The sequence below is a fragment of the Bradyrhizobium ottawaense genome, from assembly GCF_900099825.1.
Classification (GTDB): domain Bacteria; phylum Pseudomonadota; class Alphaproteobacteria; order Rhizobiales; family Xanthobacteraceae; genus Bradyrhizobium; species Bradyrhizobium ottawaense_A.
Genome location: NZ_LT629693.1, coordinates 191,094 through 217,850, shown reverse-complemented (window position 1 = coordinate 217,850; position 26,757 = coordinate 191,094). Strand labels below are relative to the sequence as shown.

The following is a 26,757-nucleotide window of genomic DNA, read 5'->3' as shown; positions in this document are numbered from 1 at the left end:
GGTCGGGTGAAAATTCGAGGGCTTCGCCAATGATCCGCAATCTGTTGCGTGCCGCGTTTTTTCTATTCGTCATCAGTGAGACTTGGGCCACCGCTGACGCGCAGACGCTCGTTCTGACGGGCGGCACTGTCTACGCCTCACCGGAGGCCGCGCCACTCGCCGACGCTGTCATCATCGCGACCAACGGCGTGATCACCGCGATCGGCAGCCGAAGCGAGGTTCAGATCCCCGCCGATATCCGCGTCATCGACTGCACCGGCAAGACCATCGTGGCCGGGTTCTGGAACAGCCATGTCCACTTCACGGAGCCGGTGTGGCGAAATGCCGGTGCCGCGCCGGCGGTGACGCTCGAAGCGCACATGCAGGAAATGCTGACGCGTTGGGGGTTTACCAGCGTATGGGATCTGGGCTCTGACCCCGACGACTCGCTGCCGCTGCGCCGCCGCGTCAACTCGGGCGAAGTGCCCGGTCCCAACATCTTCTTTGCGGGCAATATGTTCCCGAAAGGCGGTCACCCCGTCTACATCCCGCGCGAGGTGCCGCTGCCGGAAGTCGCCACGCCGGAAGAGGCCGCGAAACTATCGCGCGACTACCTCGCCATGGGCCTCGACGGCATCAAGCTGTTTACCGGCGCGTTCATGGGCGACAGGCCGGTCGTCAACATGGAGCCCGCTGTCGCCAGAGCGGCAGTCGACGTCGCGCATGGCCAGGGCAAGCCGGTGTTCGCCCATCCGCAGAACAAGACCGGCGTGGACACGGTGATCGAGGCCGGCGTCGACGTGCTCGCCCACACCGCGTCCAGCCAATCCGGCTACACGCCCGAGCAGCTCGCGCGCTTCAAATCGCAGGGGATCGCGCTGATTCCGACACTGTCGCTGTTTACCACCGTTGTGCTCGATCCCGCCGTGACCGAGCGCGTGGTCGCCGCTGCCGTCGGCCAGCTCAAGCAGTTTTCCGACAATGGCGGTGTTGTTCTGTTTGGAACCGATATCGGCTTCATCAAGCTCTATGACACCTCGCGCGAAGTCGAGCTGATGCACCGCGTGCTCGGGGAAAGGCAGGTGCTGGCCTCGCTGACGACCAACCCGGCCACCTATTTCAAGGCCACGAACAAGGGCAGGGTCGAGAAGGGGTTTGATGCCGATCTCGCGGTCCTCGACGGCGATCCCCTGGCCGACGTCCGCAACCTCGCCAAGGTCACCTATACCATCCGTGCGGGGCAGGTGATCTACCAGAAGCCGTGACGGGCAACCCTGATTCTCCGTCATGGCCGGGCTTGTCCCGGCCATCCACGTCTTTCTTCGCCAATGCAGTTAAGACGTGGATGCCCGGGACAAGCCCGGGCATGACGAGATTCTCAGCGCCGGAACTGGTCGAGGAACAGCCGCAGCGAGTCGTGCGGGCTTTCGACGTCCGAAATCACCCAGCCGTCGGGGCCGTTGACGACGATGAAATTCAGGGTGATGGCTCGGCCATGGTTGGCGAAGCTGACGGCGACATAGGTCTTGTCGAATTGCTTGCGCAGGATCGCGGTCGAAACCGGGCCCAGCTTCCAGGTCGGGCTCTGGACCAGAAAATCGTAGGGCTGATCCCGCGGCGCGGCCCAGGCTGTGCGCAGGCCTGGATCGAAGAACTGGCGTGCGGTCTCGGGATCGCGCGGCAGCCCCCTGGAGAGCTCGGCGGCGCCGTTGCCGTAATAGGCATAGACGTTACGGATCAGCGATTCCGGCGATCGGAACCCGGCCTTGGCCGGCGCCACGCCAAGCCCAGCGAGCAGGGCAAGAATCACAAAACGCTTCAACGGCCTCATCAGCTTTCTTTGTACCCACCGATATCGTATTGTCAGGGCTAGATTATACCATCCGCCGGAAGCCGAAAACGCATGCGTGAACTATTCGATGAGGTCGCCGGACAATCCGGGCTCGATCCGGAGGAAGCGGTCCGGCGCGGCACGCGTACCCCGCAGCGCAAGCGCTTTTACAAGGCCGCAGGCTTTGCCGAGGCGGAGGGCGGGTTTGCCGTCACGCTCGACGGCAAGCCGATCCGCACGCCTTCCGGGCGTCATGTCGTCGCCCCCAACCGCGGGATCGCCGAGGCGATCGCGGCGGAATGGGAGGCGCAAAGCGAGACCATCGATCCCCTGACCATGCCGCTGACGCGCTTTGCCAACAGCGTCGCCGAAGTCGGCGACCACGTCGATGCGGTGGCCGAGGACGCCGCAAAATATCTCGGCACCGATTTGCTGTTCTACCGCGCCGGCCATCCCGCGGCGCTGGTGACAAGGGAGGCCGCGCATTGGGATCCGGTGCTGTCGTGGGCCGCGAACGATCTCGGGGCCCATTTCATCCTCTCTGAAGGCATCGTGCATGTCACCCAGCCGGAGCAGGCGATAAGAGCGGCGCGGGCGGTGTTTCCGGCCGATCCCTGGCCGGTCGCAGCGCTCCATGTGGTGACGACCCTGACCGGTTCGGCGCTGCTGGCACTGGCGCTGCTGCACGGGGTGCTGGACCCGGAGCAGGTCTGGGCCGCCGCCCATGTCGATGAAGACTGGAACATCGAAAAATGGGGCCTGGACGAGGAGGTCGCGGCCCGCCGCGCCGCCCGCCTGGTCGATTTCAGGGCCGCGGCCGACATCCTGAAGACGTTGAAGGGCTGATACAGGTTGGCCCCTGGGCGATCTTGTTCCACCGCGTTTTGCTCGTAGCTTCGCACGCCGTCATCTGCTCTCCTAAGGAAGCGGGTGGACGTGCGATGTCACGGCGTCTTGTCGCCGTGACAATTGCCTGTCGCGCTACGCCGGTCGAATTTTTCAAGAGGATGATTTTGATGAGTGTTCGATCCACGATTGTCTTGCTGTCGGCTGTTGCCCTGCCTTTGTTCGCGGTCCCGTCAGTCGCCAATGCCCAATACACGGGGGCCCTGGGAAGATGTGTGACCCAAAATCCCGGGCCCACCGGCAAGGCTTGCTGCCTGAAAAGCTACACGGGCTACGTCAGCAATTCGGACACTGGCAGGCTCGCTTATGAAGTCCAGATGTGCGTCGACGCGGGTTCAAAAGGCGGGGCCAAGAAGAAGTAGTCCGTCACAAAATCAGCCACTTGGGATTAATTAACGAGAGGTTTACGACGCCGGGTTAGGTTCTGGACCTGGCCGAGACCTCGATACATGGCGATTTCGATCAATCCCGTGAACCCCGTGCTCGCCGCCCAACAGGTTGGCGGCGTGGCGCCGGAGCTCGTGCTGCAGCCGGGAAGCGTGGTCAACGCCCAGGTGCTGCAGGTTCTCTCCGCAGATCTGGTGCGGATCGCTATTGCCAACCTCTCGATCGAAGTCGGCACGCAGATTCCGCTGCAGCAGGGTCAGGCGCTGCAGCTCGCGGTCTCGCACACCAGCGACGGCATCCGCCTCGCTCTGGTCGGGCAGGGCGGCGATACGGCGGGCGCCTCACCGGATGCGGTGACGCTGTCATCGGATGCGCAGGTCGATGTCGCCAATCGCCCGACCATCGTCGCGCAAAAAAGTGTGCTGACGCCGATCGAGCGCGCGGCGGTGTCGGCAGCGGCGCAGAGCGCGGCCACCGAACAGAACAGTCTCGCGCCGCTGTTCGCCAATCTCGGCGCCGCGGCATCGTCGGGCAACCTGCCACCAAAATTGCAGCAGGCGATTGCGCAGGTGCTGGCGCAGCAGACCAGCCTCGATCAAAATCTCGACGGCAGCGACATCAAATCGGCGTTTCAGAAATCCGGGATTCTGCTGGAAGCCTCGCTGGCGTCCGGTTCGGTTCCTCCAACCGGCGCGCCCGATCTGAAAGCCGCGCTGATCGTGCTGCGCCAGACGCTGCAAACCGCGCTCGGCACCAGTGCGACGGCGGCAGCTCCGCCGCCGTCTGTCGCGGCGCAGGCGGCAACGCCAAACGCTTCGGCGGCCGCAAGCCTTGGATCGTCAAGCCTTGCGCCATCAGCGCCGGAACTCGAGGTCCGGGAAATCATGCTGCCGCAGGCGCGCGTGGCTGCGGCGGAGGATCTCGTGCAAACCGCCGTTGGCGGCCGCAGCGGGCTGGCAGCGGCCCTGCACGCCGGATCGACCGCGGGCGCGACCTTGAACCTGCTGCAGGAAGCACTGCAGGAACTCGGCAACCCGGCGCGGCTTGCGGCCACGCTGAAGGACATCCGTGACGGCGACGTGACCGTCCACACCAATACGCCGCCGCCGCCGTTCCGCGGCTCGGCGCCGACACCGCAGCCGATCGCTGCTCCCTCGATTGCGCCGGATGCGCCGCTTGGCACCACCGCGCATCATCTGCTCGATAACACCGATGCGGCGATCGCACGGCAAACCCTGCTGCAGGTCGCCTCGCTGCCGGACCATATCGATATGGCGGGGCCACGCATCGATACCACGGCGCCAAGCTGGAATTTCGAGATTCCGTTCGTGACGCCGCAGGGTACGGCGATGGCGCAGTTCGAGATTTCCCGTGACGGCGGCGGCGAGGCCGTCGAGGCCGCCAAACGGGTGTGGCGGGCGCGCTTTTCGATCGACGTCGAACCGTCAGGCCCGATCCACGCGCAGATTTCGCTCGTTGGCGACAAGACCTCGGTGCGGATGTGGGCGGAACGGCCGGCGACCGCGGCGCAACTGCGTGCCGGGGCCTCGCAACTGAGCCAGGCGCTCAGCCGCGCCGAGCTGCAACCCGGCGACATCGTGATCCGTGACGGCAACCCGCCACAGGCCACGCCCGCGCGCGCCGGGCATTTCCTGGATCGCGCGCTATGACCGTCGATGTCAGGAACCAGCTCGCGGTCGCGCTGCACTACGACAAGACAGGCGCGCCGCGGGTCGTTGCCAAGGGCAAGGGCGTCATCGGCGCCAGGATCATCGAACTCGCCAAAGAGCACGACATCCCGATCGAGGAGAACGAGGTGCTGGCGGGCGCCTTGTCCAATGTCGAACTCGGCGATGAAATCCCGGCGGATCTGTATAAGGCCGTTGCCGAAGTGCTGATTTTCGTGCTTCGGCTGTCGGGCAGAATCCGCTAGAAACCCGCCAAATCAGGCCCTCGCAGTCATCGTATTACCACGATGCCGTCCACATCGTTCCCGTCCTTCAACCAGCCCGGATACAACCCGTGATCCATCGCCGCCACGCGCTCGGTCTTCTTGCCGCCGCCGGCCTGTTGCCGTCGCGCAGCTTTGCCAACGTCTCCTACCAGCGCAGCGAATTTCGCGAAGATCTAGCCAAGCGGTTTTTCGATCTCGGCACCGAAGGCACCTTCGTCGGCTACAAGGTCGACGACTACCTGATCATTGCCAGCGACAAGGTGCGCTCGGGCGAGGCCAAGTTGCCGGCCTCGACCTTCAAGATTCCGAATTCGATCATTGCGCTGGAGACCGGCGTGGTCGCCGATCCCGACAAGGACGTCTTCAAGTGGGACGGCGTGACCCGCAGCATCGATGCCTGGAACAAGGACCACACCTTGCGCTCGGCGATCGCGGCGTCTGCCGTGCCGGTCTATCAGGAGATCGCGCGCCGCATCGGGGCGGAGCGCATGCAGAAATATGTCGACCTGCTCGACTACGGCAACCGCGACATCGGCGGCGGCATCGACCAGTTCTGGCTGACCGGGAACATGCGCATCGACCCGATCCAGCAGGTCGATTTCGTCGACCGCCTGCGGCGCGGCGTGCTGCCGGTTTCCAAACGCAGCCAGGACCTGGTGCGTGACATCCTGCCGGTGACGAAAGTCGGCGACGCCACCCTCCACGTCAAGAGCGGTCTGTTGGGCGCGGAGATCGACAAGCCGTCGCTGGGCTGGATGGTCGGCTGGGCCGAGAAGGGCAGCCAGCAGACGGTGTTCGCGATGAACATGGACGTGCGCGACCCCAGCCAGATTCCGGCGCGCATGACGGTGACGCAGCAATGCCTCGTCGATATCGTGGCGATCTGACGGGCTGACCCGCGCCATCAGCGGCTGGCCAGCATCACGGCGTTCGACTAGCTTCCGGTTCATAAAAAAAACCGGAGGAAATAATGAGCAGCAAGGCGCCGCGTTTTCCGCAATTGACCCTCGAGCAGCTCGACGACAAGCAGAAGCCGCTCGGCGAGCAGATCGTAAAGGTCTCCAGCGTCGGCCTCGGCGGACCCTATAACCCGATGATCCGCAGCCCCGTGCTGGGGCAGTTGTTGTTCGACCTGTTTCACTATCTGCGCTGGCAAACGTCGGTCCCGCACAAGCTCAATGAACTTGCGATCTTGATCATCGCGCGGCAGTGGCGGTCGCAGATCGAATGGTTCGCGCACGCGCCGATCGCGACCAAGGCCGGACTGTCGGCGGACATTCTCGCCGACTTGAAAGCCGGCCAGCGCCCGTCCAAAATGGCCGACGACGAAGCGCTGGTGTACGATTTCGTCACCGAATTGACGACCACGCACAAGGTCTCCGACGACACCTGGGCGCGTGCCAAGAAGGCATTCAACGACCAGCAGATCGTCGATCTCACCGCGGTTGCCGGCAACTACGTCATGGTGGCGATGCTGCTGGCGATGGCGGAGCAGAACGTGCCTCCGGGCAAGGAGCCGCCGTTCAAGGACGGGGAGAAGTAGGGCTGGTGCTAGGCATCGGCCTTCGGCTTTCCGATCCGCCCGAGATGGGTAAACCCGAAACCGGCGGTGTATTTCAGGCCGTAGCCCAGCATGCGGTCGAAGCCGATATGGGCCAGCCAGATCATCGCGATCGAGAGCACCAGCGGCGAGGAGGCGGCAAATCCGAACGTCATCATCGCCATCGGCGCCAGATAGCTGTGGGCGGCATTGTAGACCATGGCCCCGAACTTCGGCCCGGCGAGGTAGGCCGCGAAACTAAGATCGGGCGCCAGGAACAGGATGGCATAAATCCACCAGGATCCGTCCCAGACCCCGTACAGCAGCGTCATCCCGGTAAACAGCGCCAGGCCCTCCAGCCGGAGCAGCGTTCGCACGCCGCCGGTGGCGGCGCCCGGGCCGTCAGTGCCGGGCGTCTCGGCGTTCGGGCTGTCGGCGGCCGGGTTGTTGGTGCTTGCGGTATCGGTCATGCCGTCCCCTTGCCGTCGCCTCGGGTTGAGGGAGCGGATATAGGGGCTGCAGGGCGGCGGTACCAGATGCCGGGAGGGGTGTTTCCGGTTCGGAAAAGGCCGTGTTAGAAGGCCCTCAAATCGTAGCCAAGACGGGCGGAAGCAGATGAAAGATATTTTGGACACCCTCGAAGAACGGCGCGCCGGCGCCAAGCTCGGCGGCGGCGAAAAGCGCATCGAGGCGCAGCACGCCCGCGGCAAGCTGACCGCGCGGGAGCGCATCGAGCTGTTGCTCGACAAGGGCTCGTTCGAGGAATTCGACATGTTCGTCGAGCACCGCTCCACCGAATTCGGCATGGAGAAGACCAAGGTGCCCGGCGACGGCGTCGTCACCGGCTGGGGCACCGTCAACGGCCGCAAGACGTTCGTGTTCGCCAAGGATTTTACCGTGTTCGGCGGCTCGCTGTCCGAAACCCACGCGCTGAAAATTACAAAATTGCAGGACATGGCGATGAAGGCGCGGGCGCCGATCATCGGGCTCTATGACGCCGGCGGCGCACGCATCCAGGAGGGCGTCGCGGCGCTGGCAGGCTATTCCTATGTCTTCCGCCGCAACGTCATTGCGTCAGGCGTGATCCCGCAAATCTCCGTCATCATGGGCCCCTGCGCCGGCGGCGACGTCTATTCGCCGGCGATGACCGACTTCATCTTCATGGTGAAGAACACGAGCTACATGTTCGTGACCGGCCCCGACGTGGTGAAGACCGTGACCAACGAAGTGGTCACCGCAGAAGAACTCGGCGGCGCCTCGGTGCACGCGACGCGTTCCTCGATCGCCGACGGCGCGTTCGAAAACGACGTCGAGACGTTGCTGCAGATGCGCCGGCTGATCGATTTCCTGCCGTCCAACAACACCGACGGCGTGCCGGAATGGCCGAGTTTTGACGATATCGAACGCGTCGACATGTCGCTCGACACGCTGATCCCCGACAATCCGAACAAACCCTACGACATGAAGGAACTGATCCTGAAGGTTGTGGACGAGGGCGACTTCTTCGAGATTTCGGAAACCTTTGCCAGGAACATCGTCACCGGGTTCGGCCGTATCGCCGGCCGCACGGTCGGCTTCGTCGCCAACCAGCCGATGGTGCTGGCGGGCGTGCTCGACTCGGACGCTTCACGGAAAGCCGCGCGCTTTGTCCGTTTTTGTGATGCCTTCAACATCCCGATCGTGACGTTTGTGGACGTGCCGGGCTTCCTGCCGGGCACCGCCCAGGAATATGGCGGCCTGATCAAGCACGGCGCCAAGCTGTTGTTCGCCTATTCCCAGTGCACGGTGCCGCTCGTCACCGTCATCACCCGCAAGGCCTATGGCGGCGCCTTCGACGTGATGGCATCGAAGGAAATCGGCGCCGACATGAACTACGCCTGGCCGACCGCGCAGATCGCCGTGATGGGCGCCAAGGGCGCCGTGGAAATCATTTTCCGCTCCGACATCGGCGACGCCGACAAGATCACCGCGCGCACCAAGGAATACGAAGACCGTTTCCTGTCCCCCTTCATCGCCGCCGAGCGCGGCTATCTCGACGACGTCATCATGCCGCACTCGACGCGAAAGCGGATCGCCCGCGCGCTGGCGATGCTGAAAGACAAGCACGTCGAAACGCCGATGAAGAAGCACGACAATTTGCCGTTGTGAGATTTTGCGACGCGTGACCTTCGTAGGGTGGGTTAGGCGAAGCCGTAACCCACCGCCAAACCAACCGCGGATCGAGACTTTGGTGGGTTACGCCCTCGGCCAACCTACCCTGCAAAGCCGGCGATTATTGAGATGACCAGCGAGCAGCCTGCGCGGTCCGCTCCGTTGTGCCTTTCAAGCATTCGCGCGCAGCCTCGATCTGCGCATCGGTTGCGCCGTGACTTCGCGCCCACATTTCTGCTGCCGAAGCTGAATACTTCGCCACGTAAACCCGAACCATCGCGCAGGATACGCGCTGCACAACGCCTCGCTCTGCCAGCGCCCCGGATGAAAGAGATAACGTCAGCGCAATAGCGCCGATCCCACGCAACAGCATGGTGCCCCCGTTAGTGTCGATGTGAATACCCCAGTGGCAGAGAATCAGACTTCGTTCTGATCCGCAAATTAAACTGAATGTGCAGAAGGAGCTGTCACCAGGAATTGGTGTAACCGCGCCAATCGAAGAAGCGTTTTAAAAGTTCCCGCATGGAACTCATCGGGACCGACCGTGGAGCGAGATTCGGTGGGTTACGCTGCGCTAACCCACCCTACGAATCTCAACTGCCCAAGCTTCGCCAGCGTCCCTTGCTTCACCGCCTCGACCGAACGCACCGCATCCTCTTCCAGCAGCAACCGCTCCGCCACCGCACGCGCGGCCTCGCGCTTCACCGCCGCAACATACACCGCATCATCCGCATACCGCGCTTCGATCGATGGCCGGGGCTCGTTGGCATCCTTTCGTGCGGCCTCGGTCGGCGCGAACGGCAGCACGACGCCCTGCCGGAGGGTTTGCCCCTCCTTGTGCGTTCGTTGTGCGTTCGTTGCGGTCTTGCCCGATTTTAGGCAGCATCGTCGGTATTGTCGATCAGGCTGCGCCGCGTCCGGCGCAGGGCAGCCGTCCGTCACACGGCAGTCTTGCGGACCGTTCACCGTTGCCCAGATTCCTCTGAAAGGGAGCCCACGCCATGTCCACGCTGTTTGCCTTCCTGCATCACCTCGCGGCCTTCACGCTGGTGGCGGCGCTGGCGGTGGAGTTCACGCTGATCCGGCAGGAGCTGACGCTATCGTCGGCGCGCCGGCTGCAGGTCACGGACATGGTGCTCGGCATCGCCGCCGGCTTCCTGTTGATCGTTGGGCTGTGCCGGGTATTTTTCTTCGAGAAGGGCTCGGACTATTATTTCCACAGCCACGCGTTTCTCGCGAAATTCTCGATCTTCATCCTGGTAGGGCTGTTGTCTGTTATCCCGACCGTCGAATTCCTGTCCTGGAACAAGCCGCTGCGGGAAGGGCTGGTGCCTAAGGTCAGCGCGAAGCAGTTGCGGCTGGTTACTGCGATTATCCACGCCGAGCTGTTTGCGATCGTCCTCATCCTGCTCTGCGCCGCGATCATGGCGCGGGGCGGCTGGGTTTGAACTGCAGACTGCTTCGCCTCCCGCGCAAGCGCGATCTTCACGCACGTCCGCGACAAATTGGCACGACGGGCAAATCAACCAAAAGCTGTCCAGCCCTTCGCGTAAAAATATTTCCGTTGCCCCGTCGGGCAAATCAGACGTTTAACTTCGCCCGTCTCACGGCAACAAGAGGGGCGATCGCGATCGTCACGACCGTGCGGTGGGATGCGGTGGACGCGAAGCTGCGACTGACGAGCGTGGCTTTTGCGTACGGTGAAGTCGTGTGGGCCTGACGTCCCGGTGCTGGCGTCAAGTCGTGTAGGGGCGAAAGCTCTTGCAGATGATGGTGGCAAGAAAGCCGGTCACCAGGGCGAACGCGTATAAGCCGTAAAGCCATTGCGTGGGGGAGGCCGGAGTGTTCTCCGCTGAACCTGTATGCTCGTGGGCGCATCTTGTTATGCATCATGCCTGCGAGACCGCGGGTGCAGCGCGCACCCGGTCTTCCCCGCGCCCTCTGTTCTCCAGCAGGGACACGCAGTGCAAAACTTCGGGCGCATCGCGCCGCGAGATTAAGAGCGCATGTCTCACAACGTCATTGCCTGCAATAAACGCGAAGCGTTTGTGCAAGGGAGCGTAGCGACGAAGCAATCCATCTCGCCGCGCAAAGAAAAAATGGATTGCTTCGCGGAGCCTGTCATCGGGCGGCGCTTCGCGCCGACCCGTTGGCTCGCAATGACGGGGGTTAAAGAACGAACAGCGTCAGTTGATAGAGCGCATAGGCGACTTCGAAGCCGACCAGAACCAGCGCGGCAATCATCACATAGAAGCTGAAATGCATGAGAGACTTGAAACCAAATATTTTCGTGGCCGGCGCCGATCTCGCGCCAAGAACGCCAACCAAACTCAATGCGTGTCTGGACACACCAGTGCCCGGCTATTCGATCGTATGCAAGGGAACAGAAGGCCTCCGCCGCCGCGGAGTGATGCTTTAATCGCGAGCCTCTTCTTGAGTGGAGGTCTCTGTTCCGACGAAAGCGTCCCGTCTGCTCATATGCCCTGGAAAATCCTGATTCCCCACAGCACCACGACGATGGCCGATACCAGTGTGGCCGCCGTCAATACACTCTCTAAGGAAGCTACTCTCATGACACTCTCCGCTTCCTACCCCACTTAGCGGTCTAGTTGATTCGTTGATTCCGCGGCAATCGCGCGGTTACGATCTGCTTAATGTCGTTGACGATTGTGGTTTACCGGCCACATATCTCGATAAGTTCCCGTATGAAATCGTGATAATCAGAGTTCAGCACTGATACCCACTCCAAAAACAACAAGAGGAAACTCCATGGCACGCGTGCGCTGCATCACCGAAATGGGCATGGGCGTCGACGTTCACGGCAAGGACGCCACCAAGGCCGCCAAGCGCGCCGTCTCCGACGCCATCCGCCATTCCAGCCTCGGCTTCTTCCGGATGCTGGACAAGACCGCCAAGGACATGTTCGTGGACGTCACCATCGCCGTGCCCGATCCGAGCCTGGTCGATACCGCAGATGTCGCCAAGGAACTGCCCTACGGCACCATCACCGTCACGGCCGTGAAGGGCGGGCTCGAAATTCCCGCTGAAACCGGCGGCGACTCCATCATCATCGCCAACGCCGCCGTTATCGTCAGCCTCGACGACGGCAAGTGAATCAAGTCATCCGTCAAACGAGATCGTGAGCCCATCATGACACAGGACAGCAGCCTCTACTGGAAGAAATCGCGGGTCGAATTGCGCGCCGCCGGCTTCGATCCGGACCGCGCCGAGCAGACCAGCGCGGTGGTGACGATCGCCAGCGCCTGGACCAACGCCCATCGCTGCAATAACCGGGTGCGCACCATCAGCGATTTGCTGATCGAGATTCTCGCCGAGCGCGGCGGGCAGGGCCTCGTCGTCGGCGCGCCGGCCGTTTCTGACGCCCTGACCCAGGGCACGCCCACGGCGGGCTACAGCCTCGCGTCCCGCGATGTCGTCGCCGATTGCTTCGAGATCGGCCACTACGCCCACCATGGCGACGCCATGATCGTGATTTCCGGCTGCGACAAAACCGGCGCCGCCGCGCTGATGCCGTTGGCGCGGACCAATGCGTTCGGCCTCGTGCTCTATCCCGGCACCAGCACGCCGGGCAGCGTCTCGTTCGGCGCCTGGGCCGCCAAAGGCAATAACCTCACCATCCTCGACTACGCCGAAGCGCGGGCCGCCAACGAGTCCGGCCGCCTCTCGGGCGAGGAACTGCTGGAAGTCGAGCGCAACGTGATGCCGGGCAGCGGCACCTGCGGCGCGATGTTCACCGCCAACACCATGAGCACGATTGCCGAAGCGATCGGCATGATGCTGCCGCGCGGCGCTTCGCATCCTGCCGACTACAACGCCGGCAGCGATATCCATGCCGATGTCCGGGCGCAGGCGCGTGCCTCGGTCGACGCGCTGTACCGGTTGATGGAGGCCGGCATCCGGCCGCGCGACATCATGACCGAACGCGCCTTCGAGAACGCGATCACGACCGTCTATGCGATGGGCGGTTCGACCAACATGTACCTGCATCTGCTGGCGGTCGCCCGCGAGGCGCAGGTGCCGATCGGAATCGAACGCATCCAGCAAATCGGCGAGCGCGTTCCGCTGCTGGCCAACCTGCAGCCGCACGGCCCGTTCGCGATGGGAAGCCTGCACCTGATCGGCGGCGTGCCGGTGGTGATGAAGGAATTGCTCCGCGCCGGCCTGCTGCATGGCGACGTCATAACGGTGACGGGCAAGACGCTGGCGGAAAATCTCGCCGCGGTGCCGACGCTCGACCAGATGGCGCCGCAGCAGATCGTGCTCCCGGTGGAAAAACCGATCGCGCCGCCGAACAATCACATCAGCGTGTTGAAGGGCAACCTCGCGCCCGAAAGCTGCCTGCTGAAGCTGTCGGGCAAGGTGCTCGAAAAGGGTCGGTTCCGCGGCACCGCGCGCGTGTTCGAATCCGAGGCCGAGACGATGGCCGCGATCCGGGCCGGCACGATCGTGCCGGGCAATGTGATTGTGGTGCGCAATGTCGGCCCGGTCGGCGGCCCCGGCATGCCCGAAATGGTGATGCTGACGATCCAGTTGCAGGGGCGCGGCCTCGGCGAGGACGTCGCGCTGATCACCGACGGCCGCTTCTCCGGCGTCTCGCACGGCATCCTGATCGGCCATGTCTCGCCGGAAGCGGCGCGGGGAGGTCCGATCGCGGCGGTGCGCGACGGCGATATCATCGTCATCGATCCCGGCGCGCGCACCGTGAACCTCGAGGTCCCGGCGGACGAAATCGCCCGGCGCATGGCCGATTGGCGCGAGCCCGCTTCGGTCAAGCAGGTGCGGAGAGGGTCGGTGCACGACAAGTACATCCGGCTGGTGTCGTCGGCGCATTACGGCTGCGTGCTGTGACGGGGCGGGCGTAGATTTATCCATGCCGCATCCGCTCGATCATCCGATCTGGACCGCGCTGACGACGCAGCACCAGGCTTTGGCGGAAGGCGGCGACCATGCACGGCGGTATCCCATCGCGATCACGCCGTTCGCCGACATGGCGGAGATTTCGTCGCGCGGATTCGCGGCCCTCGGCGCGATGATGCTAGGATCCGAGATCGCAGTGCTGTTCACGCCTGATACCGTGACGGCGCCGGCCGAGTTCAAGGTTGTGCTGGCCGAGACCGGCGAGCAGATGATCGGGACGCCGGCCGACGTCCCGGCAGGCGATGTCGATATTCTCACGCTCGGCGTTGCCGACGTTCCCGACATGATGGCGCTGACCGCATTGACAAAACCCGGCCCGTTCAGCGCGCGCACGCATGAACTCGGAACCTTCCTCGGCATTCGTGTGGATGGTCAGCTGGTCGCGATGGCCGGCGAACGCATGAAGCCGGCTAATTATACCGAGATCACCGCGGTCTGCGTGCATCCCTCGCACCGCGGCCACGGCTACGGGCAAATCCTGTTGTCCGCGATCTCCCGCCAGATCGTGGCGCGCGGCGAAATTCCGTTCCTGCACGTCTTCACCAGCAACGCGTCCGCGATCGCGCTCTATCGCCGGCAGGGCATGGAAATCCGCCGCCGCCTGCATGTGACGGTGTTGCAGAAGCAGGTGTGAGCGCGTGGGCAGGCATTCCGGTTCAGTCGTGTTGCAATGCTTAGAGCGCGCTCGGAGACGGCCACCGATCACTTCCCGGCTTTTGCATCCCCGGATTCCCACGGAGCGGCGCGCTGCAACAGCTTGACCATTTCAGGCACCTTGCGGGGAGGCGCTGATAGCGCCTCCATGAAAGCCTTGAAGCCTGCCGAACTCATTCGAATGGGTGCCGTTTCCATCAATACATCCTCCGCCGCACGCACTACGCCTTGCGCATAAGGTTTGTCCGCGAACGGCCGTGTAAGGCAGCCCGATCGATAATGGCTACGTCAGTTTCGGGCGGCCCTGCAATACAACATCCCTGCGCATCCTTTGGTTGATTGATCCAAGTGTTCATGGTATGTTCTATCATGAGTGGAATTGCAAATTTTGATAGTGCCCGGTTATTTCTCGCAGCCATTCCCGACACGGGCACCGCGGCTCGAATCCACAGGCTAGCCGGCGTTCTCAAGCGCGCTCACCAATTCAATGGCAAGCTGATCGAACCTGAACGCTTGCACGTTTCGCTGTTCTTTCTCGGCGGTTTGCCGGAGCCGGACATCCGGGCCGCATGTGCGGCTGCTGCGGAAGTGCGAATGGAGCCGTTCGAGGTTCTATTCGACCGCACCGCGAGCTTTCGCGGCAAGGGTGACAGTCGCCCGTTTGTGCTGGTCGGAGATAATGGATTACAGCGGCTGATATCGTTTCGCCGTATGCTCGGCGATGTGATGATGCGAAAAGGTCTGCGGAAGGTGGCAAACACGAATTTCGCGCCGCATGTGACGCTGCTCTACGACGCGCGTGCCGTGGAAGAGTATCCGGTCGAGCCGATCTGCTGGACCGTGAACGAGTTCGTGCTCATTCGCAGCCTGAGGGGCCATGATTGCCTGGCGCGGTGGTCGTTGGATGCGCGATCCGTTGCTTGATCTCCGCCATCGAGCTGAACAGATACGTTGGCTCCGCTGCGAGGCGGTAGCGGGGCATGTGAAATCGGCGGCGCTACGTGTCGTCGCCGCCGAAATAGGCCGGCTTGCCGGTGGTCCAGGTCTCGCCCCAGAGCTGACCGCCGCCATCGACCGTCAGCATTTCGCCGGTGACGAATTTGCCGGACGGCGCGGCGAAATAGACGCAGGCCTCGGCGACGTCGAACGTCGTTCCGTTGCGCATCATCGGATTGGAGCGCGGGTAGGCGGCGCGGGCTGCCGGCGAATAGACGTTCCAGCCCTCGGTCTCGATGACCCCGGGCGCCACGCAGTTCACCCTGATGTTCAGCGGCGCCCATTCGACCGCGACCGCCCGCGACAATCCGATCACGCCGCTGCGCGCGGCGATCGTGTGCGCGATGCCGTGGAGACCGTGGGTGGTGACGACCACGATGTTGACGATGTTGCCGGGGTGCTTGTGGTCACGCCAGCGCTGCGCCGCGGCTTGCATCATGTACCAGGTGCCGTTCAGATTGGTGTTGATGACGGCGTTCCAGCCCTTCACCGAAAAATCGATCGCGGCCTGCGGAAATTGCCCGCCGGCGCTGTTGATCAATCCGTCGACGCGCCCATGCGCGGCCCAGACGGTGTCGAACAGCGCGTTGACCGCGTCGGGCTCCCGGATGTCGGTGACGTAGGCGGATGCCTTGAGATCGCGGTCGGCCATTTCGGCGACCAGCGAGTCGAGCTTGGTTTGATTGCGGCCGACGACGGCGACATGCGCGCCCAGCCGCGCGCACAGCCAGGCGATTGCCCGCCCGATGCCGCCGGCGCCGCCGGACACCACGACAACCCGGTCCTTCAGCGCGCCGCTTGCGAAGACGGTCGGATGAACCGCGAGCTCCGCGTCGGTCAGACCAAGTTTTGCTGCCGTCGTATCATCAGTCATGGACAGGGCCGACCCTTGTTATATGCGGCATCAGCCGTACATTAGCCGCCTAGCAGAAGCCAAGCAAAAGAACGAGTTTTGATGCCCGATCTCTCGAGTTTCCCGATCACCAAACGCTGGCCCGCCAAACATCCCGACCGTCTTCAGCTTTATTCGTTGCCGACGCCGAACGGCGTCAAGATATCGATCATGCTCGAAGAGATCGGGCTGCCCTACGAGGTGCATCTGGTCGACTTCAGCAAGGACGACCAGAAGACGGCGGAGTTTCTCTCGCTGAACCCGAACGGCAAGATCCCCGCGATCCTCGATCCCAATGGACCTGGCGGCAAGCCGCTGGGCCTGTTCGAGTCCGGCGCGATCCTGCAATATCTCGCCGAGAAGACCGGCAAGCTGTTGCCGGCGGATTCGGCGCGGCGATACCAGACCATCCAGTGGCTGCACTTCCAGATGGGCGGGATCGGGCCGATGTTCGGCCAGGTCGGCTTCTTCCACAAGTTCGCCGGCAAGGACTATGCCGACAAGCGGCCGCTGGAGCGCTACGTCGCGGAGTCGAAGCGGCTGCTCGGCGTGCTGGAGACGTGGCTTGCCGGCCGGCAGTGGATCATGGACGACGAATACACCATCGCCGACATTTCGATGCTGGGCTGGGTGCGCAATCTGATCGGGTTCTACGGCGCACGCGAACTGGTCGCGTTCGACACGCTCAGGCATGTGCCGGCATGGCTGGAGCGCGGCCTGGCGCGGCCCGCCGTGCAGCGCGGGCTGGAGATTCCGAAACGTCCCTAGCCGGCGTGCTTGAGCAGTTCGTAGACAACAGGGTTATCGGCGCAGGCGCCGAAGCCGCATTCCAGCAGCGTCGTCGCCATGTTGGCTGCCGTCAGCGCGATCACGAGCCAGACCGCGGTTTGCGCGAAGGCGCCGCCGTCGGCCGGCAACGAGGTGCTGTCGTCGGCAAACTGGCGGTCGAACAGCAGGATGGCTGCCAGCAGCACGATGGCGGCGACGAAGCCGATCAGCGCCCAGCTATAATAGTGAAAGCCGAGCAGCGCCGAACCGTAGCCGGCGTCGCCAGGCAGGACGTGCAGCAGCACCTGCCTTGTCGATGCGACCGCGCCGGCCACCGCAGCCAGCAGCGACATTGCATAATGGCTGGGACGCGGGCCGAAGCGGATGTTCAGGATCGGCCCGATGGCGAGCGTCGCAAACAGCAGGCGTTGCAACAGACACAGCGGGCAGGGCAGTTCGTGCAGCATGAATTGCGCTGCAAAGGCCGCCGCCAGCACCAGCGCGGCCGCGTAGAGGCTGAGCGCGTTGAGCGTGACGGCACGCGTCTGGGTCATCTGTTCCTCAGAACGACAGTTTCAGCGTATCGGTTGCGTGGTGCAGATAGGTTGCGACGCACGCGATCATGACGGCCGCGAACAGGCCGAGCGCCAGCGGCCGCGGGCCGCGCCAGGCGGCCAGCATCACGACGGCGATGGCCAGAAACAACAGGGTGAATTCCATCTTCGGTCCCGGCAGCGAATGATGCCCAGTCTATGATAGATTCGACGCGCGGCCACACGAAATTGATTGTCCGCACCTGTCTCGCTATTCCATGATAGGCGAAATTTCAAAGATCCGGTCGGGGGTATTCCATGACAACAGAAGCGATCCGTCCCGCCGTCCGTCATCAACCGTGGTACAGGGTCCTCTACCTTCAGGTCCTGATCGCGATCGGGCTCGGCGTTCTGGTCGGCCGGTTCTATCCGGATCTGGGCAGGGAGCTGAAGCCGCTCGGCGACGGTTTCATCGCCCTGATCAAGATGATGATTGCGCCGGTGATCTTCTGCACCGTCGTGCATGGCATCTCCTCGATGGGCGACCTGAAGCGCGTTGGCCGGGTCGGGCTCAAGGCCTTGATCTATTTCGAGGTGGTCTCGACGGTGGCGCTCGCCATCGGCCTGATCGTCGGCGAAGTGCTGCAGCCCGGTCACGGCTTCAACATCGATCCGGCCACGATCGACCCCAACTCCGTGGCCACCTACGTCACCAAGGCGAAGGAAGAAGGCATCGTCGCCCACCTGCTCGGGATCATTCCCGACAGCTACTTCGGCGCGCTCGCCCGCGGCGACCTGCTGCAGGTGCTGCTGGTTTCGATTCTCTCCGGCTTTGCCGTGGCATTTCTCGGCAAGGCCGGCGAGCCGATTTCCCGTGCCGTCGACCAGGCCGCCAAGATGTTCTTTGGCATCATCCGCATGATCGTGCGCCTCGCGCCGCTCGGTGCGTTCGGCGCGATGGCGTTCACGGTCGGCGCCTATGGCCTCACTTCGCTGTGGAACCTGATCGCGCTGATCGCGACTTTCTATCTCACCAGCATTCTGTTCGTATTGATCGTGCTGGGTTCGATTGCGAGGCTTTCTGGGTTCTCGATCATTCGCTTCATCCTCTACATCAAGGATGAACTGCTGATCGTGCTCGGAACGTCGTCGTCGGAAACCGTGCTGCCGCAGATGATCCAGAAGATGGAGCATCTCGGCGCGTCGCGGCCGGTGGTCGGCCTCGTCATCCCGACCGGCTACAGCTTCAATCTCGACGGCACCAACATCTATATGACGCTGGCGACGCTGTTCCTGGCACAGGCGACCAACACCCACCTGACGATCTGGCAGGAGCTCGGCATTCTCGGCATTGCCATCATCACCTCGAAGGGCGCTTCCGGCGTCACCGGCGCGGGCTTTATCACGCTGGCGGCGACCCTTTCGATCGTGCCCGACATACCGATCCAGTCGATCGCCATTCTGGTCGGCATCGACAAGTTCATGAGCGAATGCCGCGCGCTGACCAATCTGATCGGCAACGGCGTGGCCTGCATCGTCATCAGCCGTTCGGAGGGCGAACTGGACAAGGACAAGCTGCACGAAGCCATGGCGCATCCGATCGAATTGGGCGAGGCGCTCGAGCCGGGTGCGGCATAGACGGCGCCGAGGCGCCGTCTCGCCGCGTGCGATCCGATCACGATGAGGTAACCTGGAAGGGAAAGTCGTCCGATGGCGATTACGATCTACGGCATCAAGAACTGTGACACCATGAAGAAGGCCCGTGCCTGGCTCGACAGCCACGGCATCGCCTACGACTTTCACGACTACAAGACCGCGGGCATTGCCAAGGACAAACTCAAGCGATGGTCCGACGAACTCGGCTGGGAAACATTGCTCAACCGCGCCGGCACGACATTCCGCAAACTGCCCGATAGCGACAAGGAAGGTCTCAACGAGCGCAAGGCGCTGGCGTTGATGGTGGCGCAGCCGTCGATGATCAAGCGTCCGGTGCTGGACATCGGCGGCAAGTTGCTGGCCGGGTTCAAGCCGGAGATCTATGCGAAGGAAGTGACGTCGAAGGCGGGCGGGCGAAAAGCCTAGAGCGTTTTCGCGCAAGAAAACGCGTCAAACAAGAAAGTAGAGCCTGGTTCTGATTCCATCAGAACCGATAAGGCTCTAGTCGAGTTCGACGACTTCGTCGGAGGCGCTCGGGTACGGCGGGGCCGAGGCGACGTCGCGATCGATCACCGCCCTGAGCAGGATCACCGGCACCGCCCTGGGCCACAGGCCCATCAGGTTGTTGATCTTGAAGCCGCCCTCGATGCTGATGCTCTTGTAGGAGCCGACGATCTGTTCGATGGCTTCGCCGCTGCCGAATGGCAGCAACAGCCGCTCATAGGACACGTCCTTGCCGTCGTCGTCCTGCACCATCGAGATCGAATAAGCCGGCCGCTTGTACGCCAGGCAGGTCCGGTACAGTGCAATCACATTGGCATATCGCACCGGTCCGATGGCGTCGTCGAGAAAGCGATTGGTTCGCTCGGCCGGATCGATGTGGTCATTGCCGTAGGTGGTGGTGAGTCTGGCCCCTTCCTGGGTGATCAGGAAGCGCGCGTCGTCACCCTGGCCCACGACGTCGAAGCCCATCATGTCGGCGAGTTCGTCAGCGACGCGGTCCGGTTGGAAATCGCGGAGCAAGGGCAACGGGCGGTGCCCGGCCGCCGCGCGCAACCACGTATTCAGCAGATAGCGCTGCCGGATCGATCGGACCACCGAGGGATCGGAGCTGATGAATTCCATCGCACCTTAGCCGAATTCAATGACGTCGCCCGACGGAATGCGGCCGGGTGCGCGGTGGAAGAGTTCGCGATCGATGACGGTGCGGAGCTTGGGCACCGGCAGTTTGTCGCCCCCGCGCATCAGGTTTCTGATCTCGAAGCCGCCATCCTCGCTGATGGTCTTCAGCGACGCGATGATGTGGGTGAGGGTGCCATCCTCCGAGAACGGCAGCAACAGCCGCTCATAGGCAACGATCCTCCCGTAGATGTCGTCGATATTGGAGATGGTATAGGCGGGCAGGCGACGGCCAATGCACTCGTGGTAGACCGGCATCACGATCGGAGCGAGCCTTGCGCCGAGATATTCGTCGAGATAGCGGCCCTTGCCGGTGTTGCCGTAGGCGTTCGACATCCGCGTGCCGTCGCTCTGGATCGTCAGGCGCGGTGGCTGTTGGCACATGTCGACGGTGTAGAAGACGAGGTCGGGGAGTTCGTCCTCGATCCGCTCCGGTTGATATTCATCGATGCGCGGCAGCGACTGGTTGCGGGCATAAAGCCGCAGCCATGTATTCAGCAGGTCGCGCTGCTTGATCGATTTGACGACCGACGGTTGGGCGCTTTCAAATTCCAAGGCCGCAATCCCTGCCAATGTAAATCGCGCCATGATCCGCCCGAGGCGGAAATATTCTATGAAAGCGGCCGATCTCAGCAAAACACCGTTAACGATGACTTTCCGGCATGCCCCGATGGCCGAAAGCCGCTGGCGGATCGACCAAACGGGCCGGTGGCGCAATTCGACTTTTGGCGGGACCGGAACCAGGGCGCGCCCCCGTCCATGCCCAGCTTTCCACCTTGCCTAATCCCCGCTGTTGACGGCATATTCCGGCCCGGAGGCGGCAGGCCCGGGATCGTTTCCAAGAACGTCCAGGAGAGCCTGCCGACAGGGAAAAATTGGCCACGCGCGACGGGACTTCGCGGCTGGGCTGATGGGGGAAATTTGTTTGGCTGATGAGTTCATTCTCGAAACCCACGGATTGACCAAGGAATTCGCGGGTTTCTTTGCCGTTCGCGACGTTGGCCTCAAGGTGCGCCGCGGCAGCATTCATGCGTTGATCGGGCCCAACGGCGCCGGCAAGACGACGTGTTTCAACCTCCTGACCAAGTTCCTGAAGCCCTCGGCCGGCCAGATCCTGTACAAGGGCAAGGACATTACCGCGATGGCGCCGGCCGATGTGGCCCGGCTCGGTCTGGTGCGGTCGTTCCAGATTTCGGCGGTGTTTCCGCACCTGACGGCGCTCGAGAACGTGCGGGTCGCGTTGCAGCGCCAGCACGGCGCTTCGTTCGATTTCTGGCGCTCCAAGACCGTGCTCGACCGCTTCAACGGCCGCGCACGCGAGTTGCTGAACGATGTGGGCCTGAGCGAATTTGCCGACACGCCGGCCGTCGAGATGGCCTATGGGCGCAAGCGCGCGCTTGAAATCGCAACGACGCTGGCTCTCGACCCCGAGATGATGCTGCTCGACGAGCCGATGGCCGGCATGGGCCACGAGGACATCGACAAGGTCGCTGCGCTGATCAAGCGCATTTCGGCGAAGTACACCATCCTGATGGTCGAGCATAATCTCAACGTCGTGGCCAACCTCTCGGACACCATCACGGTGTTGACGCGCGGTCAGGTGCTGGCGGAAGGCAATTACGCCCAACTGTCCAAGGACGAGCGCGTCAAGGAAGCCTATCTGGGGGCCGGCCATGAGTGATTTGAAAATGGCCGAGGCCGCAACCAAACCGGCGGTAACGCAGGTTCTCTCCGTTCAGGATCTGCAGGCCTGGTACGGCGAATCCCACATCCTTCACGGCGTCAATTTCAATGTGAATGCCGGCGAAGTGGTCACGCTGCTCGGCCGCAACGGCGCCGGCAAGACCACGACGCTGAAGTCGATCATGGGGATCATCGGCAAGCGCACCGGCTCGATCCGCTTCGACAACCAGGACATCATCCGCACCTCGTCCGACAGGATCGCGCGGATGGGGATTGCCTTCTGCCCGGAGGAGCGGGGCATTTTTGCCAGCCTCGACGTGCGCGAAAACCTGCTGCTGCCGCCGATCGTGCGCCCCGGCGGCCTGTCGCTCGATCAGATCTTCGACCTGTTTCCGAACCTGAAGGAGCGCCTCAACAGCCAGGGCACCAAGCTCTCGGGCGGCGAACAGCAGATGCTGGCGATCGCCAGAATCCTGCGCACCGGCGCGCGCTTCCTGATGCTGGACGAGCCGACCGAGGGGCTGGCGCCCGTCATCATCCAGCAGATCGGCCACACCATCGCGCGGCTGAAGTCGGAAGGTTTCACGATCCTGCTGGTCGAGCAGAATTTCCGCTTCGCCTCGACGGTTGCCGATCGCTACTACATCGTCGAGCACGGCAAGGTGATCGACGGATTTGCCAATTCCGAGCTGTCGGCCAACATGGACAAGCTCCACACCTATCTCGGCGTCTGAAGCCGCACCGCGCCCGCAATCAGGTTTTACGGAGAAAAATATGAAATATCGTATTTCGACTCTCATCCTCGGCACCGCCCTGGCGTTGGCTACGAATGGCGGCGCTCTGGCGCAGGACAAGACCGTCAAGGTCGGCGTCCTCACCGACAATTCCGGGCTTTATTCCGATCTCGGCGGCGCCGGCTCGACGCTGGCGGCGCAGATGGCGATCGAGGACTCCGGGATGGCTGCCAAAGGCTGGAAGATCGACCTGATTTCGGCCGACCATCAGAACAAGCCGGACATCGCCACCACCATTGCGCGCCAATGGATCGACGTCGAGAAGGTCGACGTCCTGATGGACGTGCTCAATTCCGGCGTTGCGCTTGCGGTCAATAACGTCGTGAAGGAAAAAAACAGCGTGATGATCAACTCGGGCGCCGCGAGTTCCGATCTGACCAACGCCCAATGCACGCCGAATACGGTTCACTGGACCTACGATACCTACATGCTGGCCCACAGCACCGGTGCGGCGCTGGTCAAGGCCGGTGGCGACACCTGGTACTTCCTCACGGCCGATTACGCCTTCGGCGCGGCGCTTGAGCGCGACACCACGGCCGTCGTCCTCGCCTCCGGCGGCAAGGTGATCGGTGGCGTGAAGCATCCGCTCAATTCGTCGGACTTCTCGTCCTTCCTGCTGCAGGCCCAGGCCTCGAAGGCCAAGATCATCGGCATGGCCAACGCCGGCGGCGACACCACCAACACGATCAAGCAGGCTGCCGAATTCGGCATCGTCGCGGGCGGGCAGAAGCTCGCGGGACTGCTGCTGTTCATCAGCGACGTGCACTCGCTTGGTCTGAACGTCGCGCAGGGCCTCAACCTGAGTTCGACGTTCTATTGGGACATGAACGATCAGACCCGGGCGTTCTCCAAGCGTTTCTCCGATCGCATGAAGACCAAGGCGATGCCGACCATGGTGCAGGCTGGCGTCTATTCCGGGCTCCTGCATTACTTCAAGGCGCTCGAGGCGCTCGGAAGCAATCCGCATGACGGTGCCAAGGAGGTCGCGAAGATGAAGGAGCTTCCGACCGACGATGCACTGTTCGGCAAAGGCAGCATTCAGCCGAACGGCCGGGCGCTACATCCGGCCTACCTGTTCGAGGTCAAGAAACCGTCCGAATCCAAGGGGCCGTGGGACTATTACAAGCTGATCGGAACGACACCCGGAGACCAGGCGTTCAGGCCACTTTCGGAAAGTGCGTGCCCGCTTCTGAAGAAGTAATGGCGATAACCCGGCGGTCGCGGACTGCCGGACAACGCCGATCGAGCGAATGGACGATGTGAGATAAATTCATGCAGGCACTCTACGCACAGCTCCTGGTGGGACTGATCAACGGATCGTTCTACGCGCTGCTCAGTCTCGGGCTCGCCGTGATCTTCGGCATGCTCAACATCATCAATTTCGCCCATGGCGCCGTCTACATGATGGGCGCCTTCGTTGCGTATTTCCTTCTGAGCCTGATGGGCCTCGGCTACTGGTGGGCGCTGATCATCGCGCCCATCGTGGTCGGCATCTTCGGCATGATCCTGGAACGGACCATGCTGCAGTGGCTGGCAGGCCTCGACCATCTCTATGGCCTGCTGCTGACCTTCGGCATGGCGCTGATCATTCAGGGCGTGTTCCAGAATTATTTCGGCTCCTCGGGCCTGCCTTACGCGATCCCCGATGAGTTGAAGGGCGGCATGAATCTCGGCTTCATGTTCCTGCCGATCTATCGCGGCTGGGTCGTGATCTTCTCGCTCGTGGTCTGCCTGGCGACCTGGTACACCATCGAACGGACCCGGCTCGGATCCTACCTGCGCGCGGCGACCGAGAACCCGACGCTGGTGCGCGCCTTCGGCATCAACGTGCCGCGCATGATCACGCTGACCTTCGGGCTTGGCGTCGGTTTGGCAGCGCTGGCCGGTGTGCTGTCGGCGCCGATCAACCAGGTGCGACCTTTGATGGGCGCCGACCTGATCATCGTCGTGTTCGCGGTGGTGGTGATCGGCGGCATGGGGTCCATCATGGGATCGATCATCACGGGCTTTGCGCTCGGCGTGATCGAAGGAATGACCAAATACTTTTATCCCGAGGCTTCCAACACCGTGGTCTTCGTCCTGATGGTGCTGGTGTTGCTGGTGAAGCCAACGGGACTGACCGGACGGGCGGCCTGACATGAGCGCATTGACTGACGACACTCTCCCGGTAACGCCGCGCGCGATGCGCGACGAGATGATCGTGTTCGCCGTGATGGCGGTGCTGCTGGGTCTCGTGCCCTGGAGCGGCATCTATCCGTTCTTCGTGATGCAGGCGTTGTGCTTTGCGCTGCTGGCCTGCGCCTTCAATCTGCTGATCGGCTATGGCGGTCTGCTTTCCTTCGGCCACGCGATGTTTCTGGGCACCGCGGGCTATATCTCGGCGCATGCGCTGAAGGTCTGGGGGCTATCGCCCGAACTCGGCATCCTGGCCGGCACCGCGGGTGCGGCCGCGCTCGGCGTCGTCACCGGGCTGATCGCGATCCGCCGCCAGGGCATCTATTTCTCGATGATCACGCTGGCGCTGTCGCAGCTTTTGTATTTCATCTATCTGCAGACCCCGTTCACCCATGGTGAGGACGGCATTCAGGGCATCCCGCAGGGCCACCTGTTCGGGATCTTCGACCTCTCCAAGCCGACGGTGCTTTACTACGTCGTACTGGCCGGCTTTCTCGCCGGCTTCCTGCTGATCTACCGCACCATCAACTCGCCGTTCGGCGAAGTGCTGAAAGCGATCCGCGAGAACGAGCCGCGCGCGGTCTCGCTGGGCTACAAGACCGACCAGTACAAGCTGGTGGCCTATATCCTGTCCGGCACCATCGCCGGATTCGCCGGTTCGCTGAAGGTGTTCGTGGCGCAGAACGCCTCGCTCACCGACGTGCACTGGTCGATGTCCGGTGAAATCGTGCTGATGACCCTGGTCGGCGGCTTGGGGACGGTGTTCGGTCCGGTGGTCGGCGCCTTCGTCATCATCGCCATGCAGCAATATCTGGCGGGTTTCGGCCAGTGGGTGACGGTGATCCAGGGTGTGATCTTCGTGGCCTGCGTGCTGACGTTCCGCCGTGGCGTGATCGGCGAGATCGCGCATTTTTTCCGGCGATCGCTCTAAATCAGCCGGTTTTGGCCGCTTTCGCGGCCCCACAAAGCGGTGGATGACCGGGTTCCCGGGGCCTGCCGTGGCGCGCTTTGCCCTCGAATGGTCTATGACAGTTTTGTGACGGGCCGCCCGGGCGGCCCTGCCAGAACGATGGATTGTTGCCGATGCTGATGCGCTGGTTTCGTGCCTTCTTGCCGAAAGAAGAGCGGTTTTTCGACCTGTTTGACCGGCACGCCCAGACGGTCGTGCAGGGCGCAACGGCATTGCAGGACATGCTGCGCGGCGGCGACGAGACGCCGGTATTCTGCCAGCGCGTCAACCAGTTCGAGAACGAGGCCGACGGCATCACCCGAGAAGTGCTGACCGCCGTTCGCCGGACCTTCATCACGCCGTTCGACCGCGTCGACATCAAGAACCTGATCACTTCGATGGACGACGCCATCGACCAGATGCAGCAGACCGCGAAGGCGGTGGTGCTGTTCGAGGTCCGCACCTTCGAGCCGCCGATGCGCGAGATCGGAACGTTGCTGGTCGAATGCGCCAACCTGGTCGGGCGCGCGCTGCCGCTGATGCAGTCGATCGGCGAAAACGTCGCGATGCTGACCGCGATCACCGAGGAACTCGGCAAGCTGGAAGGCCGCGTCGACGACCTCCACGACATCGGGCTGAAGGAGCTGTTCCTCAAGCATCGCAATGCCAACGCCATGGATTTCGTGGTCGGCGCCGAGATCTACAAGCATCTCGAAAAGGTTGCGGACCGCTTCGACGACGTCGCCAACGAGATCAACAGTATCGTGATCGAACAGGTATAGGGCAGGGCCG

General features: G+C 62.8%; 30 protein-coding genes. 21 read left to right on the top strand and 9 right to left on the bottom strand.

All coding sequences use genetic code 11. The features are described 5' to 3' along the window. Positions 1-29: 29 nt before the first annotated feature. The gene (locus BLR13_RS01085) at positions 30-1,244 is read left to right on the top strand and encodes an amidohydrolase family protein (RefSeq protein ID WP_074828553.1); all 1,215 of its coding nucleotides are present in this window, start codon (positions 30-32) and stop codon (positions 1,242-1,244) included. A 113-nt stretch (positions 1,245-1,357) separates the two neighbouring features. On the opposite strand, the gene BLR13_RS01080 is transcribed toward BLR13_RS01085, so the two are convergent. After that, the gene (locus BLR13_RS01080) at positions 1,358-1,810 is read right to left on the bottom strand and encodes a hypothetical protein (RefSeq protein ID WP_074828556.1); all 453 of its coding nucleotides are present in this window, start codon (positions 1,808-1,810) and stop codon (positions 1,358-1,360) included. Positions 1,811-1,882: 72 nt separating this feature from the next. Between BLR13_RS01080 and BLR13_RS01075 the strand changes: the two genes are divergently transcribed. From BLR13_RS01075 to BLR13_RS01050, 5 genes are all read left to right on the top strand, one after another. Then, complete coding sequence (locus BLR13_RS01075; RefSeq protein WP_074828562.1) at positions 1,883-2,656, top strand: ATP12 family chaperone protein; 774 nt, start codon at positions 1,883-1,885, stop codon at positions 2,654-2,656. A gap of 509 nt (positions 2,657-3,165) precedes the next feature. Further along, entirely contained in the window at positions 3,166-4,773 is a 1,608-nt protein-coding gene (locus BLR13_RS01065) for a flagellar hook-length control protein FliK (protein WP_074828568.1), read from the top strand. Then, positions 4,770-5,036 (top strand): EscU/YscU/HrcU family type III secretion system export apparatus switch protein, encoded by a 267-nt coding sequence (locus tag BLR13_RS01060; protein WP_074828571.1) that lies wholly within the window; start codon positions 4,770-4,772, stop codon positions 5,034-5,036. The genes BLR13_RS01065 and BLR13_RS01060 overlap by 4 nt, the downstream gene beginning before the upstream one ends. Before the next feature lie 89 nt (positions 5,037-5,125). Next, complete coding sequence (locus tag BLR13_RS01055) at positions 5,126-5,944, top strand: penicillin-binding transpeptidase domain-containing protein (RefSeq protein WP_079586945.1); 819 nt, start codon at positions 5,126-5,128, stop codon at positions 5,942-5,944. Positions 5,945-6,027: 83 nt separating this feature from the next. After that, positions 6,028-6,600: a carboxymuconolactone decarboxylase family protein gene (locus BLR13_RS01050; protein ID WP_244525044.1), complete on the top strand. Its 573-nt coding sequence runs from the start codon at positions 6,028-6,030 to the stop codon at positions 6,598-6,600. Between the two features lie 8 nt (positions 6,601-6,608). On the opposite strand, the gene BLR13_RS01045 is transcribed toward BLR13_RS01050, so the two are convergent. After that, positions 6,609-7,067 (bottom strand): DUF4260 domain-containing protein, encoded by a 459-nt coding sequence (locus BLR13_RS01045; RefSeq protein ID WP_074828574.1) that lies wholly within the window; start codon positions 7,065-7,067, stop codon positions 6,609-6,611. Between the two features lie 145 nt (positions 7,068-7,212). Here BLR13_RS01045 and BLR13_RS01040 point away from each other — a divergent pair, with 145 nt between their 5' ends. Then, positions 7,213-8,745, top strand: a complete 1,533-nt coding sequence (locus BLR13_RS01040; RefSeq protein ID WP_074828576.1) for an acyl-CoA carboxylase subunit beta — start codon at positions 7,213-7,215, stop codon at positions 8,743-8,745. Positions 8,746-9,312: 567 nt separating this feature from the next. Here BLR13_RS01040 and BLR13_RS42155 read toward each other — a convergent pair. After that, the gene (locus BLR13_RS42155) at positions 9,313-9,690 is read right to left on the bottom strand and encodes an alpha/beta hydrolase domain-containing protein (RefSeq protein ID WP_283806932.1); all 378 of its coding nucleotides are present in this window, start codon (positions 9,688-9,690) and stop codon (positions 9,313-9,315) included. A gap of 59 nt (positions 9,691-9,749) precedes the next feature. Here BLR13_RS42155 and BLR13_RS01025 point away from each other — a divergent pair, with 59 nt between their 5' ends. The 4 genes from BLR13_RS01025 to BLR13_RS01010 all read left to right on the top strand — a co-directional run bounded on the left by BLR13_RS01025 (position 9,750) and on the right by BLR13_RS01010 (position 14,320). After that, positions 9,750-10,196, top strand: a complete 447-nt coding sequence (locus BLR13_RS01025) for a DUF2214 family protein (protein WP_074828582.1) — start codon at positions 9,750-9,752, stop codon at positions 10,194-10,196. Between the two features lie 1,321 nt (positions 10,197-11,517). Next, the gene (locus tag BLR13_RS01020) at positions 11,518-11,862 is read left to right on the top strand and encodes a Lin0512 family protein (protein ID WP_074828584.1); all 345 of its coding nucleotides are present in this window, start codon (positions 11,518-11,520) and stop codon (positions 11,860-11,862) included. 36 nt (positions 11,863-11,898) lie between these two features. After that, on the top strand, positions 11,899-13,617 hold the full coding sequence (locus tag BLR13_RS01015; protein WP_074828587.1) for a dihydroxy-acid dehydratase: 1,719 nt from the start codon (positions 11,899-11,901) through the stop codon (positions 13,615-13,617). A gap of 22 nt (positions 13,618-13,639) precedes the next feature. After that, entirely contained in the window at positions 13,640-14,320 is a 681-nt protein-coding gene (locus BLR13_RS01010) for a GNAT family N-acetyltransferase (RefSeq protein ID WP_074828590.1), read from the top strand. A gap of 68 nt (positions 14,321-14,388) precedes the next feature. On the opposite strand, the gene BLR13_RS42495 is transcribed toward BLR13_RS01010, so the two are convergent. Continuing rightward, positions 14,389-14,538 (bottom strand): DUF1778 domain-containing protein, encoded by a 150-nt coding sequence (locus BLR13_RS42495; RefSeq protein WP_433994252.1) that lies wholly within the window; start codon positions 14,536-14,538, stop codon positions 14,389-14,391. A 171-nt stretch (positions 14,539-14,709) separates the two neighbouring features. On the opposite strand from BLR13_RS42495, the gene BLR13_RS01000 reads away from it, so the two are divergent. Continuing rightward, positions 14,710-15,264, top strand: coding sequence for a 2'-5' RNA ligase family protein (locus BLR13_RS01000; RefSeq protein ID WP_074828593.1), 555 nt, complete (start codon positions 14,710-14,712; stop codon positions 15,262-15,264). A 73-nt stretch (positions 15,265-15,337) separates the two neighbouring features. Here the strand turns inward: BLR13_RS01000 and BLR13_RS00995 are convergent, their stop codons facing one another. Next, positions 15,338-16,210 carry an SDR family oxidoreductase gene (locus tag BLR13_RS00995; RefSeq protein WP_074828596.1) on the bottom strand — a complete coding sequence of 291 codons (873 nt, stop codon included), beginning with the start codon at positions 16,208-16,210 and terminating at the stop codon, positions 15,338-15,340. Positions 16,211-16,291: 81 nt separating this feature from the next. Between BLR13_RS00995 and BLR13_RS00990 the strand changes: the two genes are divergently transcribed. Next, entirely contained in the window at positions 16,292-16,996 is a 705-nt protein-coding gene (locus BLR13_RS00990) for a glutathione S-transferase N-terminal domain-containing protein (RefSeq protein ID WP_074828599.1), read from the top strand. Here BLR13_RS00990 and BLR13_RS00985 read toward each other — a convergent pair. Beyond that, a complete protein-coding gene (locus BLR13_RS00985; RefSeq protein ID WP_074828601.1) occupies positions 16,993-17,550 on the bottom strand; it encodes a disulfide bond formation protein B in 558 nt (185 codons plus the stop codon). The genes BLR13_RS00990 and BLR13_RS00985 overlap by 4 nt on opposite strands. 7 nt (positions 17,551-17,557) lie before the next feature. Then, positions 17,558-17,716: a DUF5993 family protein gene (locus tag BLR13_RS41010; protein WP_171945005.1), complete on the bottom strand. Its 159-nt coding sequence runs from the start codon at positions 17,714-17,716 to the stop codon at positions 17,558-17,560. Positions 17,717-17,847: 131 nt separating this feature from the next. Here BLR13_RS41010 and BLR13_RS00980 point away from each other — a divergent pair, with 131 nt between their 5' ends. Together BLR13_RS00980 and BLR13_RS00975 are read left to right on the top strand one after the other, a co-directional pair. After that, positions 17,848-19,167: a dicarboxylate/amino acid:cation symporter gene (locus BLR13_RS00980; protein ID WP_074828604.1), complete on the top strand. Its 1,320-nt coding sequence runs from the start codon at positions 17,848-17,850 to the stop codon at positions 19,165-19,167. 72 nt (positions 19,168-19,239) lie between these two features. Continuing rightward, positions 19,240-19,611 (top strand): ArsC family reductase, encoded by a 372-nt coding sequence (locus BLR13_RS00975; RefSeq protein WP_074828609.1) that lies wholly within the window; start codon positions 19,240-19,242, stop codon positions 19,609-19,611. A gap of 75 nt (positions 19,612-19,686) precedes the next feature. Here the strand turns inward: BLR13_RS00975 and BLR13_RS00970 are convergent, their stop codons facing one another. Both BLR13_RS00970 and BLR13_RS00965 read right to left on the bottom strand, forming a co-directional pair. Then, the gene (locus BLR13_RS00970; RefSeq protein WP_074828612.1) at positions 19,687-20,310 is read right to left on the bottom strand and encodes a hypothetical protein; all 624 of its coding nucleotides are present in this window, start codon (positions 20,308-20,310) and stop codon (positions 19,687-19,689) included. 6 nt (positions 20,311-20,316) lie between these two features. Next, positions 20,317-20,919, bottom strand: coding sequence for a PAS domain-containing protein (locus tag BLR13_RS00965; protein WP_074828615.1), 603 nt, complete (start codon positions 20,917-20,919; stop codon positions 20,317-20,319). Positions 20,920-21,289: 370 nt separating this feature from the next. On the opposite strand from BLR13_RS00965, the gene BLR13_RS00960 reads away from it, so the two are divergent. The 6 genes from BLR13_RS00960 (at position 21,290) to BLR13_RS00935 (ending at position 26,747) form a co-directional block, all read left to right on the top strand. Next, positions 21,290-22,045 carry an ABC transporter ATP-binding protein gene (locus BLR13_RS00960; RefSeq protein ID WP_074828619.1) on the top strand — a complete coding sequence of 252 codons (756 nt, stop codon included), beginning with the start codon at positions 21,290-21,292 and terminating at the stop codon, positions 22,043-22,045. A gap of 7 nt (positions 22,046-22,052) precedes the next feature. After that, positions 22,053-22,781, top strand: a complete 729-nt coding sequence (locus BLR13_RS00955; protein WP_079586949.1) for an ABC transporter ATP-binding protein — start codon at positions 22,053-22,055, stop codon at positions 22,779-22,781. A 40-nt stretch (positions 22,782-22,821) separates the two neighbouring features. Beyond that, positions 22,822-24,042 carry an ABC transporter substrate-binding protein gene (locus tag BLR13_RS00950; protein ID WP_074828625.1) on the top strand — a complete coding sequence of 407 codons (1,221 nt, stop codon included), beginning with the start codon at positions 22,822-22,824 and terminating at the stop codon, positions 24,040-24,042. Between the two features lie 71 nt (positions 24,043-24,113). Next, a complete protein-coding gene (locus BLR13_RS00945) occupies positions 24,114-24,977 on the top strand; it encodes a branched-chain amino acid ABC transporter permease (RefSeq protein ID WP_074828627.1) in 864 nt (287 codons plus the stop codon). A 1-nt stretch (position 24,978) separates the two neighbouring features. After that, a complete protein-coding gene (locus BLR13_RS00940; RefSeq protein WP_074828630.1) occupies positions 24,979-25,947 on the top strand; it encodes a branched-chain amino acid ABC transporter permease in 969 nt (322 codons plus the stop codon). Positions 25,948-26,102: 155 nt separating this feature from the next. After that, complete coding sequence (locus tag BLR13_RS00935) at positions 26,103-26,747, top strand: DUF47 domain-containing protein (RefSeq protein ID WP_074832152.1); 645 nt, start codon at positions 26,103-26,105, stop codon at positions 26,745-26,747. Positions 26,748-26,757: the final 10 nt, after the last annotated feature.

What these genes read in the sequence shown, in the direction of transcription:
- BLR13_RS01085 (WP_074828553.1), top strand. Translation starts at nt 30, where the DNA reads ATGATCCGCAATCTGTTGCGTGCCGCGTTTTTTCTATTCGTCATCAGT.
- BLR13_RS01080 (WP_074828556.1), bottom strand. Translation starts at nt 1,810, where the DNA reads ATGAGGCCGTTGAAGCGTTTTGTGATTCTTGCCCTGCTCGCTGGGCTT.
- BLR13_RS01075 (WP_074828562.1), top strand. Translation starts at nt 1,883, where the DNA reads ATGCGTGAACTATTCGATGAGGTCGCCGGACAATCCGGGCTCGATCCG.
- BLR13_RS01065 (WP_074828568.1), top strand. Translation starts at nt 3,166, where the DNA reads ATGGCGATTTCGATCAATCCCGTGAACCCCGTGCTCGCCGCCCAACAG.
- BLR13_RS01060 (WP_074828571.1), top strand. Translation starts at nt 4,770, where the DNA reads ATGACCGTCGATGTCAGGAACCAGCTCGCGGTCGCGCTGCACTACGAC.
- BLR13_RS01050 (WP_244525044.1), top strand. Translation starts at nt 6,028, where the DNA reads ATGAGCAGCAAGGCGCCGCGTTTTCCGCAATTGACCCTCGAGCAGCTC.
- BLR13_RS01045 (WP_074828574.1), bottom strand. Translation starts at nt 7,067, where the DNA reads ATGACCGATACCGCAAGCACCAACAACCCGGCCGCCGACAGCCCGAAC.
- BLR13_RS01040 (WP_074828576.1), top strand. Translation starts at nt 7,213, where the DNA reads ATGAAAGATATTTTGGACACCCTCGAAGAACGGCGCGCCGGCGCCAAG.
- BLR13_RS01025 (WP_074828582.1), top strand. Translation starts at nt 9,750, where the DNA reads ATGTCCACGCTGTTTGCCTTCCTGCATCACCTCGCGGCCTTCACGCTG.
- BLR13_RS01020 (WP_074828584.1), top strand. Translation starts at nt 11,518, where the DNA reads ATGGCACGCGTGCGCTGCATCACCGAAATGGGCATGGGCGTCGACGTT.
- BLR13_RS01015 (WP_074828587.1), top strand. Translation starts at nt 11,899, where the DNA reads ATGACACAGGACAGCAGCCTCTACTGGAAGAAATCGCGGGTCGAATTG.
- BLR13_RS01010 (WP_074828590.1), top strand. Translation starts at nt 13,640, where the DNA reads ATGCCGCATCCGCTCGATCATCCGATCTGGACCGCGCTGACGACGCAG.
- BLR13_RS42495 (WP_433994252.1), bottom strand. Translation starts at nt 14,538, where the DNA reads ATGGAAACGGCACCCATTCGAATGAGTTCGGCAGGCTTCAAGGCTTTC.
- BLR13_RS01000 (WP_074828593.1), top strand. Translation starts at nt 14,710, where the DNA reads ATGAGTGGAATTGCAAATTTTGATAGTGCCCGGTTATTTCTCGCAGCC.
- BLR13_RS00995 (WP_074828596.1), bottom strand. Translation starts at nt 16,210, where the DNA reads ATGACTGATGATACGACGGCAGCAAAACTTGGTCTGACCGACGCGGAG.
- BLR13_RS00990 (WP_074828599.1), top strand. Translation starts at nt 16,292, where the DNA reads ATGCCCGATCTCTCGAGTTTCCCGATCACCAAACGCTGGCCCGCCAAA.
- BLR13_RS00985 (WP_074828601.1), bottom strand. Translation starts at nt 17,550, where the DNA reads ATGACCCAGACGCGTGCCGTCACGCTCAACGCGCTCAGCCTCTACGCG.
- BLR13_RS41010 (WP_171945005.1), bottom strand. Translation starts at nt 17,716, where the DNA reads ATGGAATTCACCCTGTTGTTTCTGGCCATCGCCGTCGTGATGCTGGCC.
- BLR13_RS00980 (WP_074828604.1), top strand. Translation starts at nt 17,848, where the DNA reads ATGACAACAGAAGCGATCCGTCCCGCCGTCCGTCATCAACCGTGGTAC.
- BLR13_RS00975 (WP_074828609.1), top strand. Translation starts at nt 19,240, where the DNA reads ATGGCGATTACGATCTACGGCATCAAGAACTGTGACACCATGAAGAAG.
- BLR13_RS00970 (WP_074828612.1), bottom strand. Translation starts at nt 20,310, where the DNA reads ATGGAATTCATCAGCTCCGATCCCTCGGTGGTCCGATCGATCCGGCAG.
- BLR13_RS00955 (WP_079586949.1), top strand. Translation starts at nt 22,053, where the DNA reads ATGGCCGAGGCCGCAACCAAACCGGCGGTAACGCAGGTTCTCTCCGTT.
- BLR13_RS00950 (WP_074828625.1), top strand. Translation starts at nt 22,822, where the DNA reads ATGAAATATCGTATTTCGACTCTCATCCTCGGCACCGCCCTGGCGTTG.
- BLR13_RS00945 (WP_074828627.1), top strand. Translation starts at nt 24,114, where the DNA reads ATGCAGGCACTCTACGCACAGCTCCTGGTGGGACTGATCAACGGATCG.
- BLR13_RS00940 (WP_074828630.1), top strand. Translation starts at nt 24,979, where the DNA reads ATGAGCGCATTGACTGACGACACTCTCCCGGTAACGCCGCGCGCGATG.